The sequence below is a fragment of the Streptomyces sp. CNZ287 genome (genome assembly GCF_007827615.1).
The window spans coordinates 68,738-82,117 of the sequence record NZ_VISV01000007.1 but is presented as its reverse complement, the minus strand read 5'-3'; the positions used below and the strand labels follow the sequence as shown (position 1 = coordinate 82,117).

13 protein-coding genes and 1 pseudogene are annotated in these 13,380 nt (G+C 73.7%); 8 read left to right on the top strand and 6 right to left on the bottom strand.

From position 1 onward, the window contains the following. The first annotated feature begins 67 nt into the window (after positions 1–67). Complete coding sequence (locus FB457_RS15140) at positions 68–895, top strand: hypothetical protein (RefSeq protein WP_047015191.1); 828 nt, start codon at positions 68–70, stop codon at positions 893–895. Positions 896–991: 96 nt separating this feature from the next. Here FB457_RS15140 and FB457_RS15135 read toward each other — a convergent pair whose 3' ends face one another. After that, entirely contained in the window at positions 992–1,351 is a 360-nt protein-coding gene (locus tag FB457_RS15135) for a chorismate mutase (RefSeq protein ID WP_047015192.1), read from the bottom strand. A 93-nt stretch (positions 1,352–1,444) separates the two neighbouring features. Between FB457_RS15135 and FB457_RS15130 the strand changes: the two genes are divergently transcribed. From FB457_RS15130 to FB457_RS15110, 5 genes are all read left to right on the top strand, one after another. Further along, entirely contained in the window at positions 1,445–2,407 is a 963-nt protein-coding gene (locus FB457_RS15130; RefSeq protein ID WP_145782247.1) for a DMT family transporter, read from the top strand. Positions 2,408–2,547: 140 nt separating this feature from the next. After that, positions 2,548–3,483: an ATP-binding cassette domain-containing protein gene (locus FB457_RS15125; protein ID WP_145782196.1), complete on the top strand. Its 936-nt coding sequence runs from the start codon at positions 2,548–2,550 to the stop codon at positions 3,481–3,483. Further along, complete coding sequence (locus FB457_RS15120; protein WP_047015195.1) at positions 3,480–4,304, top strand: ABC transporter permease; 825 nt, start codon at positions 3,480–3,482, stop codon at positions 4,302–4,304. Before FB457_RS15125 ends, FB457_RS15120 begins: the two co-directional genes overlap by 4 nt. Positions 4,305–4,498: 194 nt before the next feature. Then, positions 4,499–6,283 (top strand): histidine kinase, encoded by a 1,785-nt coding sequence (locus FB457_RS15115; protein WP_145782195.1) that lies wholly within the window; start codon positions 4,499–4,501, stop codon positions 6,281–6,283. Next, complete coding sequence (locus tag FB457_RS15110) at positions 6,280–6,942, top strand: response regulator (protein ID WP_047015196.1); 663 nt, start codon at positions 6,280–6,282, stop codon at positions 6,940–6,942. Before FB457_RS15115 ends, FB457_RS15110 begins: the two co-directional genes overlap by 4 nt. 94 nt (positions 6,943–7,036) lie before the next feature. On the opposite strand, the gene FB457_RS15105 is transcribed toward FB457_RS15110, so the two are convergent. Then, positions 7,037–7,942, bottom strand: coding sequence for a helix-turn-helix domain-containing protein (locus tag FB457_RS15105; protein WP_145782193.1), 906 nt, complete (start codon positions 7,940–7,942; stop codon positions 7,037–7,039). Between the two features lie 148 nt (positions 7,943–8,090). On the opposite strand from FB457_RS15105, the pseudogene FB457_RS15100 reads away from it, so the two are divergent. Beyond that, positions 8,091–8,524: pseudogene (locus FB457_RS15100) on the top strand (beta-galactosidase); the annotation flags it as partial. Here the strand turns inward: FB457_RS15100 and FB457_RS15095 are convergent. Next, entirely contained in the window at positions 8,524–8,994 is a 471-nt protein-coding gene (locus tag FB457_RS15095; protein ID WP_047015199.1) for a PPOX class F420-dependent oxidoreductase, read from the bottom strand. The pseudogene FB457_RS15100 and the gene FB457_RS15095 sit on opposite strands and share 1 nt — an antisense overlap. Positions 8,995–9,073: 79 nt before the next feature. Between FB457_RS15095 and FB457_RS15090 the strand changes: the two genes are divergently transcribed. Further along, the gene (locus FB457_RS15090) at positions 9,074–9,991 is read left to right on the top strand and encodes a hypothetical protein (protein WP_047015200.1); all 918 of its coding nucleotides are present in this window, start codon (positions 9,074–9,076) and stop codon (positions 9,989–9,991) included. 48 nt (positions 9,992–10,039) lie between these two features. On the opposite strand, the gene FB457_RS15085 is transcribed toward FB457_RS15090, so the two are convergent. Genes FB457_RS15085 through FB457_RS15075 form a run of 3 tightly spaced genes read right to left on the bottom strand, consistent with a single transcriptional unit; the run spans position 10,040 to position 13,192 of the window. Further along, positions 10,040–10,867, bottom strand: coding sequence for a carbohydrate ABC transporter permease (locus FB457_RS15085; protein ID WP_047015201.1), 828 nt, complete (start codon positions 10,865–10,867; stop codon positions 10,040–10,042). Next, positions 10,864–11,856: a carbohydrate ABC transporter permease gene (locus tag FB457_RS15080; protein ID WP_047015202.1), complete on the bottom strand. Its 993-nt coding sequence runs from the start codon at positions 11,854–11,856 to the stop codon at positions 10,864–10,866. Before FB457_RS15080 ends, FB457_RS15085 begins: the two co-directional genes overlap by 4 nt. A gap of 34 nt (positions 11,857–11,890) precedes the next feature. After that, complete coding sequence (locus FB457_RS15075) at positions 11,891–13,192, bottom strand: sugar ABC transporter substrate-binding protein (protein WP_047015203.1); 1,302 nt, start codon at positions 13,190–13,192, stop codon at positions 11,891–11,893. Positions 13,193–13,380 lie beyond the last annotated feature (188 nt).

Genomic DNA, 13,380 nt, shown 5'->3' with positions numbered 1-13,380 from the left:
GACACCCGGGCGGGGTCGGGCCGCGGCCTCGCGTCCCGGCCGGGGCGGCGGGACTACGCTGCCGGGCGTGCCGGACAGAACGCTGGAGGCGCTGGGCCTCGCGACCGTACCCCTGCTGGAGCCGCTGGCGTATCCGGGGCCGCCGGTGCCCGGGCCCTCGCTGCTCGCCGGCGACCGGCTGCTGCCGCTGCGGCCCGCGCCGGGCGGGGTGGGGCGGTGGCGGGTCGCGGACGGCGGTACGGACACGGGGCTGGACGAGGCGCTGGCGGCGCTCGGGCAGCCGCCGGTGGCGGCGCGGGCCCCGGTGCTGGCGCTGGGGTCCAACGCGGCGCCGGGGCAGGTGCGGCACAAGCTCACGCGACTGGGGCTGCCCGCCGTCGCGCCGGTCTCCCCGGTCACCGCCGGCGGCCTCGGCGTCGGCGTCTCGGGGCACATCAGCCCGCCCGGGTACGTCGCGGCCGCCCCGTACGCGGAGCCGGACGCCGAAGCGCGGCTGTGGGTGACGTGGCTGGACGACGGGCAACTGCGGACCGTCGACGGCACGGAGATGCCGAACTACGGGCGCGCCCTGCTGCCGGCCGCGGAGTTCCCGGTGCGGCTGCCCGGCGGCGGGCTGCTGCCGGACACGTACGTCTACTACAACGTCCGCGGCATCCTCTCCGACGGCCGCGGCCGTCCCCTCCCCCACGCCCTGGACCAACCCGCCCTCCTCACCCGCCTCCTCGCCGCCTCCACCCGGCTGCGGGACCTCCTGGGCCCGGCACCCCGCGACTGGGTCGCCCGCGCGGGCACCGACGCCGGGGTGCGGGAGGCGGGGACGCGGATCTTCCACGAGGAGGGCTGGCTGCTGCCGGAGCGGACCTTCGCGGCGTACGACGCGGGCGGCGGGGCGTAGGAGACGGGCGGGGAGCGCGCGGCCTGCCCGCCCACCGCGCGTGCTGCGCGGTCCTGTTGCCCGCGTGCGGGACCAGGTACCGGAGCGTTTCGCCCGTCAGGGGGCGGAGGGGGATTCCGGGGCGGCGGAGTTGGCGATGGTCTCGTGGTGCCGGATGACCTCGGCGATGATGAAGTTGAGAAGTTTCTCCGCAAATGCCGGGTCCAGCTTGGCGCTCTCCGCCAGCTCGCGGAGGCGGATGATCTGGCGGGCCTCGCGGGCGGGGTCGGCGGGGGGCAGGTGATGGGCGGCCTTGAGGCGGCCGACCTGCTGGGTGCATTTGAAGCGTTCGGCGAGCATGTGCACGACGGCCGCGTCGATGTTGTCGATGCTGTCGCGGAGCCGGTCGAGCTCGGCGCGTACATCGGAGTCGGAGAGGCCGTCCATGGCCGACGGGGACGTGGAGTGGTCGGTCATGCCGCCACCGTAACAGGGGCGGGACGGTTGTCAGTGCCGCCTGTTACCTTGCTGGGCATGGCAAACGTGCAGGCAGGGGCGGACCGGCGGGCGATGGCCGCGGCGGCGGTGACGGTGGTGCTGTGGGCGTCGGCGTTCGTCTCCATCCGGGACACGGGCGAGCACTTCAGCCCCGGCGCGCTGGCGCTCGGCCGGCTGCTGGCGGGCTCGGCGGCGCTGGCGCTGCTCCTGCTCGTGCGCCGCGAAGGGCTGCCGCCGCGGGGGGCGTGGCCGGGCATCGCCGTGTCGGGCACCCTCTGGTTCGGGGTGTACATGGTGGCGCTCAACTGGGGCGAGCAGCTGGTCGACGCGGGCACGGCCGCGATGGTCGTGAACGTCGGGCCGATGCTCGTGGCGCTGCTCAGCGGCTGGCTGCTGAAGGAGGGCTTCCCGCGGATGCTGCTGGCGGGCCTCGGCGTGTCCTTCGCGGGCGCCGTGGTGGTGGGGATATCGATGTCCGACGGGGGCAGTTCCTCGCTCGGCGGGGTGCTGCTGTGCCTGCTGGCCGCGGCGACGTACGCGAGCGGGGTCGTCAGCCAGAAGCCGGCCCTGGCGCACGCCTCGCCGCTCCAGGTCACGGCCTACGGCTGCATGACGGGCGCGGTGCTGTGCCTGCCGTTCGCCGGGCAGTTGGCGGGGCAGATAGGCGACGCGCCGCTCTCCGCGACGGCCAACGTGGTCTATCTCGGCATCTTCCCGACGGCGCTGGCCTTCACGACGTGGGCGTACGCGCTGGCGCGGACGACGGCGGGGAAGATGGGCGCCACGACGTATGCGGTGCCGGCGCTGGTGGTGCTCATGTCCTGGGCGGCGCTGGGCGAGGTGCCGGAGGTGCCGACGCTGCTGGGCGGCGCGCTGTGCCTGGCGGGCGTGGCGGTGTCGCGCCGCCGGGGCGTGCGCCGCGACCCGCGCGTCGTCGCCTCGGGCGGTACGGCGGCGGGCACGCCGGCGGCCGGTGCGGCACCGGCGGCCGGGGAGCCGGCCGGAGGACCGGCCCCGGAGGAGAAGACGTGCTGAGCGTGCGGGCGGCGCAGCCCCGCTGAGCGGCGGGGGTGTGCCCGGGGCCCTGGCGGGGTCCTCCCGTGGTACTACGGGCCCGCGCGGATGCGGGCCGTGGTCGGACGTTCTGCCCGGCCGCGCCGCCTAGCGTCGCGGGTATGACGATCGAAGTACGCGGGCTCACCAAGCGGTACGGCGAGAAGACCGCCGTCGACGACCTGACCTTCACCGTGCGCCCGGGAACCGTGACGGGCTTCCTCGGACCCAACGGCGCCGGCAAGTCCACCACGATGCGCCTCATCGTGGGCCTGGACGCGCCGACGAGCGGCTCCGTCACCGTCAACGGCCGCCCGTACGCCCGGCATCCCGCGCCCCTGTCCGAGGTCGGGGCACTGCTGGAGGCGCGGTCCGTCCACACCGGGCGCAGCGCGTACAAGCATCTGCTCGCGCTCGCCCTGACCCACGGCATCCCGCGGGCGCGGGTGGAGGAGGTGATCGAGGCGGTCGGGCTGGCCGGGGTGGCGCGCAGGCGCGCCGGCGGGTTCTCGCTGGGCATGGGGCAGCGCCTCGGCATCGCCGCCGCGCTGCTGGCCGACCCGGCGGCCGTCGTACTCGACGAACCGGTCAACGGTCTCGATCCCGAGGGTGTCCTGTGGATCCGCAACCTGCTCAAGGAGTTGGCGGCGGAGGGCCGCACGGTGTTCGTCTCGTCGCATCTGATGAGCGAGATGGCGCTGACCGCGGAGCACCTGGTCATCGTCGGCCGCGGACAGCTGCTCGCGGACACGACGGTGACGGAGTTCGTACGGGCCGCCGGGCGCGACGAGGTGTCGCTGAGATCCCCGCAGGCGGGCCGGTTGCGGGAGTTGCTGGCCGGCCCGGGTGTGGAGGTCGCCTCCGACGGACCGGACGAGCTGCGGGTCCGCGGCGTCGGCGCCGAGGACATCGGCCTGACGGCGGCCGCGCACGGCGTCCCGCTCTTCGGGCTGACGCCGCACCGGGTGTCGCTGGAGGAGGCGTTCATGGAGCTGACCAGGGACGCCGTCGAGTACCACGCCCCCACCGCGGGGCGGAAGGAGGAGATCGCCGCATGAGTACCCCGTCCCTGACCGCACCCGGCACGGGCCGCACGCGCGTCGCCGCCGGTGGCGGCTACCGCGTGACGTACCCGCGGGTGCTGCGCGCGGAGTGGTCGAAGCTGTGGTCGCTCCGCTCGACCTGGTATTCGCTGGCCGCCGTCGCCGTGCTGGCCGCCGGCATCGGCCTCGCCATCGGCGCAAGCTACACCGACGGAGGCGGCGACGGTCCCCAGGACCCCGTCGAGGTCAGCCTGCTGGGCCTCAACTTCGGCCTGCTGATCCTGGCCGTGCTGGGCATCCTCACCACCGCCGGCGAGTGGTCCACGGGGATGGTGCGTGCCACGATGTCGGCGGTGCCGCGCCGGCTGCCGGTGCTGTGGGCCAAGGCGGTCGTCTTCGGCACGGTGAGCTTCGTCCTGACGCTGGCGACGGCGCTGGTGACGTTCCCGCTGGCGCAGGCGTTCCTCGCCGGCACCCCCATCGCCGCCGGCCTCGGCGACCCCGGGGTGGGGCGGGCCCTGGTCACCACGGCCGCGGGGGCGGCGCTGATCGCCGTGCTGGGGGTGGCGGTCGGGGCGCTGCTGCGCGGCGTACCGGCGTCCATCGGGGCGTTCGTGGCGGTGCTCATGGTGGTACCGAGCGTGGCGCCGCTGCTGCCGTACGACTGGGTGGAGGACGCCGTGGCGTACACCCCGCTGGCCGCCATGGAGCCGCTGATGGCCGCCCACCCGGCTCCGGACCTGCCGTCGATCGGCGCGGCGCTCGTCACCATGGCCGTCTGGGCGGCGGCCGGGCTGGCCGGGGCGGCGCTGCGGCTCCGGCGCCATGACGTCTGAGTGCCGCTGGGCCACCATGGGCCGAGGGCAGGCGGCGGGTGCGCGGCGATGCGTTGTCCGGCCGGCGGGGCCGGGCGGGCGGAGCGTCCCGCCAGGGCGGTGAGGGCGGGGCGGATGGCGTGAACGGGGCAAGAGGCGCGGGTGGCGACGGGAACCCTGCGAGTGGCGGCAACGGCCGGGGGGACGGCGGCGGGATGACACGGGAAGCGGCAGAGCGGCAAGCGGAAGGGCCCGGCGCGGACGGGGACACGGCGGCGGGGCGGGGCACGGGAGCGGATCCGGCGCCCGTGCCCACGCAGCGCCTCCACGCCGCCGCGCAGCGCATACGGGGTTTCGACGCCCGCCGTCCGGCCGTGTGGGACGCGGTGCTGACCGGCCTCGTCGCCTTCCCGGGCCTCGTCCAACTCACCCTCGGCGACTGGCGCGGCGACTCCCGGGACCAGCCCGGTGCGGACCCCGCCGAGCTGGCGTCGATGACGCCGACCGTGCCGTGGCTGATCTGGGCGGGCATGGTGGCGGCGATGCCGTGGCGCCGGCGCTACCCGTTAGCGACGTTCTGCGCGGCCGCCGCGCTGACCTTCGTCCACGACGCGTACCACCTGGCGCTCGCCTCCGTGATCGCGCTCGGCGTCGCCCTGCACAACGTCGCACTTCGGCTACCGCTGTCGCGGCTGCTGTGGGTCGCCGCGATCCTGGCGGTGGACATCGGCGCGGAGACGCTGCGCGAGCCGCCGGAGGACTTCGTCCGCACGTATCTGCCGGTGATCGCCATCGCCGCGACCCTCGTGATGAGCGGCATCACCGTACGCACCCGGCGCGACTACATCGCCTCCCTGCTGGACCGGGCCGACCGGCTGGAGGTCGAGCGCGACCAGCGGGCGCGACTCGCCGCCGCGGCCGAACGCGCCCGGATCGCACGCGAGATGCACGACATCGTGGCGCACAACCTCTCGGTGATCGTCGGCCTCGCGGACGGCGGCGCGTACGCGGCCCGCCGCGGCGGCGGCCCGGCGGCGAGTGGCACGGGCGGCCCCGCCGACCGCGCCGCTGAGCGGCCCGCGCAGGCGCTGGAGGCGATCTCCACCACCGGCCGGCAGGCACTGGGCGAGTTGCGCCGCCTCCTGGGCGTCCTGCACGAGCAGGACGCCGGCGCCGGGCCCGCGCACCTGGCGCCGCAGCCGGGGCTGGCCGAGCTGGACCCGCTGCTCCAGCGGGTACGGGAAGCGGGGCTGCCGGTGCGCTGCACGGTGCGCGGGGACTCGGGAACCCTCTCGGAGGGGCGGCAGTTGACGGTCTACCGGATCGTGCAGGAGGCGCTGACGAACACGCTCAAGCACGCGGGCGCGGGCGCGACGGCCGCGGTGCGTCTGAACTGCGGGACGGGCGGGGTGGAGATCGTGGTGACGGACACGGCGGCGCCCGCCGGCCGGGACGGCGAGGGCCGGGGCCGGAACGGGCGCGCACACGTGCCGCGGGAAGCGGGTGACGGGAGCGGGCCCGTCGCCGGGGCAGGGGGCGCGCCCGGGACCGTGCCGGGGGCCGGGGCCGCAGGCAGGTCCTCCGCCCGGGACGGGTCCGCCGGCGCGTGGGCCTCCCCGGGCAGCGGTGACGAAGGGCACGGTCACGGCGGCCGGGGCATCGCGGGCATGCGCGAGCGCGCCGCCGTGTACGGAGGCACCCTCGACGCGGGCCCCGCCGCGGGCGGCTGGCGCGTGTACGCCACACTGCCGCCGGTGGCCGGTCCCGCGCCCGCCGGCGCGTCCCCGTCAGCACCCGGCCCTTCGCACCTCGCCGCCCCCTCGCCCGGGTCTCCTCACGCACCCGCTGCCGGGACCCCGCGCACGGACTCCTCCTCTCCGGCCGCGGCTTCACACATTTCCTCTTCTGCGCCCCCGCGGGAGTCCTCGCCCGCTGCCGGCGGCCCGCCCTCCGCCGGGAGGCCGCCCGTGCCCGGTCCCCCGCCGGAGGCGACTCCGTGACCAGCGTGCTGATCGTCGACGACCATGCCCTCCAGCGGTTCGGCTTCCGGATGCTGCTGGAGAGCCAGGGCGACATGGCCGTCGCCGGCGAGGCCGGCGGCGGCGCGGAGGCGGTGCGGCTGGCCGCGGAACTGCGGCCCGACGTCGTCCTGATGGACGTCCGCATGCCCGGCCTCGACGGCATCGAGGCCACCCGCCGCATCACCGCCGCCGGCGGCCGCACCCGCGTGCTGATCCTGACGACGTTCGACCTCGACGAGTACGCCTTCGCCGGGCTGCGCGCCGGCGCCAGCGGGTTCCTCGTCAAGGACGCGCTGCCCGACGAACTGCTCGCCGGGATCCGGGCGGTGGCCTCCGGCGAGGCAGTGGTCGCCCCGGCGCTGACCCGCCGGCTCATCGAGCGCTACGCGCACCTGCTGCCCGCCCGCAGCGAGCCCGCGGGCCCCGACCCGCGGCTCGCCGTGCTCACCGACCGGGAGCGCGAGGTGCTGCGGGCCGTCGCGCTGGGCTGGACGAACGGCGAGATCGCGGAGCGGATGCACCTCGCCGAGTCGACCGTCAAGACGCACATCGGCCGGATCCTCGGCAAGACCGGAGCCCGCGACCGTGTGCAGGCGGTGATCTTCGCGTACGACACCCGCCTGGTACGCCCCGGCTGACCGGCGCTGCCCGCGACGACGTACCGCGGCGCCCGGCCCGTACGCCCGTGACCGCGGGGCGTACCTGCCCACCCACCGGCCGGCCGACGGCCGGCTACCCGGGGCCCCGGCCCCGCGGGGTCCATCCGGCCACCGGCGGGTCCCCCGTGTCCGGGGCGCGGTCGCTCCAGCCGCCCGGAGCCGTGCGGCCCTGCTGGTCGCGGAAGCGCACCGGCGCCACCCCCACCCGGCGGGTGAACAGCCGCGAGAAGTACGCCGGGTCGTCGTATCCCACCCGCCGGGCCACCGCCGCGATCGGCAGCTCCGTGGCGGCCAGCAGCTCCTTCGCCCGCCCGAGCCGTATCCCCAGCAGGTAGTCCTTCGGGCTGCACCCCGCCGCCCGCCGCACCGCGGAGCGCAGCTCCGCCGTCGTCATCCCGTGCCGCGCCGCGTGCTCGGCGACGGACAGCGGCAGGAAGGCGTCGCGGGCCAGCGCCGGCAGCACCGGGTCGCCGTCCGGGGCCATGTCCGCGCGCGACCGGCGCAGCGCCACGAGCAGGTCGTGCACGGCGGCGGACGTCTCGACCTCCAGCATCGGGTTGCCGCGGCGGGCGGCGCGGGCGATGCGGGTGACGACGGTACGCGGCCCGGTGGCGTCGCTGAGCGGCACCACGGGCCGCTCCGGCTGGACGTAGCCCAGCTCGGTGTACGCGGCCACGGCGGACCCGGTGAAGTCGACGAACGCCTCGTCCCAGCCGGTCGCGGGGTCGGGCCCGTAGTGGTGGACAGCGCCCGGGGTGAGCCACAGGAGCGCGGGCGGCGCGACGTCCAGCACCGGTCCTTCGCCGTTCCGGAACCAGCCGCGGCCGCTGCTGATGACGACGGCGACGTGGTGGTCGAGCGTGCGCGGCCCCACGACCGGCAGGTCGCCGTACTGCAGCCCGACGCCCAGGCAGACCAGGCCGAGCTTGCGGTGCACCGGGCCGGGGGTGAAGTAGCGCATCCACGTGTGGTGGCTCATCTCCCGCCCTCCTTGCATCGCCGCCGCCGGGTCCTGACACCGGGACCGAGCGCCGAGTCCAAGCACCGTCGATCTTTGTCCATAGACGGGCGGGTGGCCAGGGGGCGCGAGTATGTGCCCGGCAATCGGCGACGAACGGCGGGAATCGGTGCCTGAGTTCACGGTGGAAGGCGACAGTTTTCATCTCGACGGGAGGCCGGTGCGGCTGCTGTCGGGGGCCATGCACTACTTCCGGGTGCACGAGGCGCAGTGGGGCCACCGCCTCGCGATGCTCCGCGCGATGGGCCTGACTTGCGTCGAGGCGTACATCCCGTGGCACCTGCACGAGCCGCACCCCGGCCGCTACGAGGACGTGGCGGCGGCCGGCCGCTTCATCGACGCCGCGCAGGCCGCGGGGCTGTGGGTGATCGTCCGCCCGGGTCCGTACCTCTGCGCCGAGTGGGAGAACGGCGGGCTGCCGCACGGGCTCACGGGCCCGCCGGGTCGCGGGTGCGCACCCGCGACCCGGAGTTCCTGGCCGCCGTGGACGACTGGTTCGACGCCGCGCTGCCGCAAATCGCCGCCCGTCAGGTGACGCGGGGCTACGCCCCCTCCGACAGCCGCGCCGGGAAGCCCCCGGTGGCCACGGGACCCCACCGCTCCGGCGTGATCCGGATCAGCGACTTCCCCTGCCGCACCATGGCCTCGCGGTACTCGTCCCAGTCCGGGTGCTCGCCCGCGATGTTGCGGAAGTACTCCACGAACGGCTCCACGTCAGCCGTCGCGTCGATCACCTCCGCCGCGCCGTCGACCTGCACCCACGGTCCGTCCCACTCGTCGGAGAGCACTACGATCCCGACCCGCGGGTCGCGCCGCGCGTTGCGGGTCTTGGCCCGTTCCGGGTACGTGGACACGACGATCCGCCCCGCGTCGTCCACGCCGCAGGTCAGCGGCGACGCCTGCGGCGAGCCGTCGGCCCGCCGGGTGAGCAGCAGGGCCCGGTGCCTGGGCCGTACGAAGTCGAGCAGCCCGGCGAGGTCGACCCGGGTGTTGGTGGCGATGTTCGGACTCATGTGCGTCACGATACGTCGCGCCGGGCCGCGCGGCGCGGGGCCCGTACAGTGGGCTGGAGTCGGACCCCGGGGGTCGCCGGTGAACAGCGTGAGCGAGGTCGTGCACGGCTTTCCGCATCTGCGGACCGTGCGGTCGGCCCTGACGGCGCTCTACCGGCGGCTCACCGCCGACCTCCTGCACGCCGACTTCCCCGTCAGCGTCCCCCCGGCCGACGTCGCCCTGGCCGCCGACGAGGATCTGCACCTCGGCGTCCAGCGCGTGGCGCACACGCTGGTGCAGCATCTGCGGCTGCCGGACGCGCGGGTGATCGTCGGCTTCCGGGAGATGCCGGAGGCCGCGGTCGTGGAGCTGGCCGCGGGCCCGGAGTACTTCGTCGAGCTGAACCCGCGCTTCCGCGAGCACCGCAGGGACATCGGCGGGGCGCTGGCGCACGAGGTGATGCACGTCTATCTGGACCGCCTCGGCCTGTCCTTCCCGGAGACCGCGGAGAACGAGATCCTCACCGACACCGCGACCGCCTACCTCGGCGCGGGCTGGCTGCTGCTGGACGCCTTCCGGGAGGGCGGCGGCGCCTCGCAGCGGTTCGGCTACCTGACGCCGGAGGAGTTCGGCTACGTCGTCGCCAAGCGTGCCCTCGCCTTCGGCGAGAACCCGGAGGTCTGGTTCACCAGCCCGCAGGCGTACGAGGCGTACACCGCCGGCATGGACCTGGCCCGCCGGGACGCCGCCCGCCCGCCGCTGGCGGCCAGCGGCCGGCTGGGCCGGCACCGGTACACCCGGGACCGCAGGCGCGCGCAGGAGCTGTTCCTGCGTGCGGCCGACGGCGGGCTGACGACGACGGCCGCCCCCGTCGACGGCTACGCCTTCGAGGCCGGGCCCCCGATGCGGGTGTCGTTCCCGTGCCCCGTCTGCCACCAGCGGATCCGGGTGCCGGTGCGCGGATACGTACGGGCGCGCTGCGGGCTGTGCAAGGCGGTGCTGGAGTGCGACACGTGACCGGCCCGCGGAATCCGTGGGCGCCGCGGGCCGGTACGTGCCGCGTCCTCAGCCCTTGATCGCCCCGGCCGCGAGACCGGAGGCCAGCCGCCGCTGCACGATCACGAAGAAGATCAGCACCGGCAGCGTGATCAGCGTGGAGCTGGCCATGACCGGCCCCCACGCGGTGTCGTTCTCGCCGAAGAACTGGTAGATCCCCACGGCCGCCGTGTACTTCTCGCTGTCCTTCATGAACGTGTACGCGAAGACGAACTCGTTCCAGGCGGTGATGAACGCGAAGACGCTGGTGGCCACCAGACCGGGCGCCACCAGCGGCAGCAGCACGGACCAGAACATCCGCGGCCAGGTGCAGCCGTCGATGTACGCCGCCTCCTCGACCTCCTTCGGCACGGTGGCGACGAACCCGCGCAGCGTCCAGATCGCGAACGGCAGCGACAGCGCGATGTAGACGATCGTCAGCCCGAGCAGGCTGTTGAGCATCTCGTAGTCGCGCATCTGCAGGAAGAGCGGGATGACCAGCGCCTCCAGCGGCACCATCTGCACGATCAGGATCATGATCAGCACGGAGGTGCGGAACGTGAAGCGGAAGCGCGCCACGGCCACGGCCGCGAAGAGCGAGAGCGCGGCGGCGGCCAGGATGGTGCCGAGGCCGACGATCGCCGAGTTCAGCAGGTAGCGGTCGAAGTCGCCCTCGTTCCACACCCGGCTGAAGTGCTCGAACGTGACGCCGCTGGGCAGCAGGTCCGAGCCCCGCGAGGAGGCCCGTGGGTCCAGCGCCGTGCTCATCATCCAGTAGACGGGGAAGAGGGTGAAGATCAGCAGCCCCGCGACGGCGGCCGGCAGGCCGATGCGCGAGCCGATCGAGGTGCGCTTCACAGGTCCTCCTCCCCCTGCCGGAAGAGCGTGCGGATGTAGACGAGGGTGATGGCGATGAGCAGGAGGGTGAGCATCACCGCGGCGGCGGCGCCGGCGCCGTAGTCGTTCTTGGCGAACGCCTCGATGTACGAGTACACGCCGAGGTTCATGACGTCCTCGTTGCTTCCGCTGCCGCCGGGCATGAGGAAGATCTGGGTGAAGACCTTGAAGTCCCAGATGGTCGAGAGGATGGTCACGACCAGGAAGATCGGCCTGAGGGCCGGCACGGTGATGCGCCAGAACCGCTGCCAGGCGCTCGCGCCGTCGATCATCCCGGCCTCGTACAGCTCCTTCGGCACCGTCATCAGGCCCGCGAGCACGGTGATGGCGACGAAGGGGAAGCCGTGGTGGACGACGTTCAGGGTGGCGATGGCGTAGAAGCCGAGCCGCTCGGTGAACCAGTTGGTGGTCTCGGGGTCGATGAGCCCGAGACCGCCGGCCAGCCGGCTCATCAGCCCGTCCTCCGCGGCGAAGAGCCAGACCCAGACGTACGTGCCGGTGACCGCCGGCATCGCCCAGGCGGCCATGATCGCGGTGGAGCAGACCACCCGCCACACGGTGCCCAGCCGGTTGAGCAGCAGCGCGACGAAGGTGCCGAACGCCACCGTGAGGATCACGCAGCCGAACGCGAAGAACGCCGTGTTCGGCAGCACCGTGCGCCACAGCAGCTCGTTGGAGAGCAGGGCGGAGTAGTTGTCGAAGCCGGTCCAGGTGCCGACGCCGCCGCCGAACTTGACCTCGTAGTCCTGCAGCGACAGCTTGCCGACCTCGATCAGCGGCCACAGCAGCAGCCCGGCCAGCACCACAAGGGAGGGTGCCAGCAGCAGCCACGGCCGGGTCACCGTCACCAGCCGCTTGCGGCGGCGGGCGGCGTCGGCGGAGGCGCGGCCGGGCCGCGACGGCTCCGTGGGGGGAGCCAGCGCGACCTCGGCGGCGAGCGAATCCTTCACTGTGTCTTTCCGTGTCCTTGTCCGAAAGCGGGGTCTACTCGGACTTGGCGAAAATGTCGTCCATCTCGCCGGCGGCCTTGTCCGCTGCCTCCTGGACGCTCTGGTCGCCCTTGAGCACGGACTGGACCAACTTCAGCACCACCTGGCTGGCCTGGATCTCGCCGTAGGCGGTGGTCTTGGGGACGGTCGCGCCGGCCTCCATCATCTGCTTGGCGAACGGCTCGACCAGCGGGTCGCCCTCGTCGGCGATCTTCTTCAGGTCGGTGTTGGTACCGGGGAAGTAGTTCGTCTGCTTGGCCCACTCGGCGGCGAACTTGCCGGTGGTGGCCATCTTGACGTACTCCCAGGCCAGTTCCTTCTTGTCGCTGTCGAACGTCGACAGGTAGGAGCCGCCGAGGAACGACGGGCTCATGCCGCCGTCCTTGCCGGGGATCGGCGCGGCGGCGATCTTGCCCTCCAGCTCGGGGGCCTCGTCGAGGAAGGTCTTGGGGGTCCAGTTGCCGGAGATCGTCATGGCGACGTTCCCCTTGGTGAACTCCTGGGCCACCTCGTCCTCGCGCCAGGTGGTGACCTTCGCCGGGGACAGCTTGTCCTTCGTGGCGAGGTCGGTGTAGAACTGCAGGCCCTCGACGGACTCCGGCGAGTTGATGGCCGACTTCCAGGTGTCGCCGTCCTGCACGGCGGGCTCGCCGCCCGCGCCCCAGACGAAGGGCATCGCGAACATCTCGGCCCCGCCGGCGACGGGGAACGAGATCATGTCCGGCTCCTCCTTCTTCAGGGTGAGCGCGACGTCCCGGAGCTCTTCCCAGGTCGTCGGGGCCTTCAGGCCGTGCTTGTCGAAGATGTCCTTGCGGTAGACGAGGCCGCGCACGCCCGCGTACCAGGGCATGCCGTACTGCTTGCCCTCCAGCGTGCCCGCGTCCTTCAGCCCCTCGACCAGGTCCTGGTCGAGACCGGCGTCCTTCACCTGGTCGGTGACGTCCACCAGGCCGCCGGTGTCGGCGAACTGGGGCACCCAGGTGGTGCCGACCTCGGCGACGTCCGGCACCTGGTCCGGGCCGCCCTCGATCGCAGTGGTGAACTTGCGCTGAGCGCTCTCCCACTGCTGGTACTCGACGTTGACCTTCGCGCCGGTCTTCTTCTCGAACTCCTTGTTCAGTTTGTCGAAGAAGGGCTCGGCATCGGGGTTGGTCCCCTTCATGATCCAGACGTCGAGGGTCTTGCCCTTGCCGTCCAGTGCGTCGCCGCCGCCGTCCCCATCGTCGGAGTCGCTGCCACAGGCGGCGAGCCCCAGCACCATTGCGGCGCTCACGGCGCCGATGACGAACTTCCGCATGAACCGCTCCCGCTCTCCAGTGAGCCGAACCTGAACTTGTCTAGACCACCAGGACGGTATGGAGTGGTTTAACCAGGGTCAAGGGTGGTTTCGAGGTGATGCCGAACCGTTGTCTGAGGCGTCGCCGAAGCGTCCATCCGACACTTGTCCGACCTTTGACGTTGCGCGCTGTGCATCCGAAACTATCA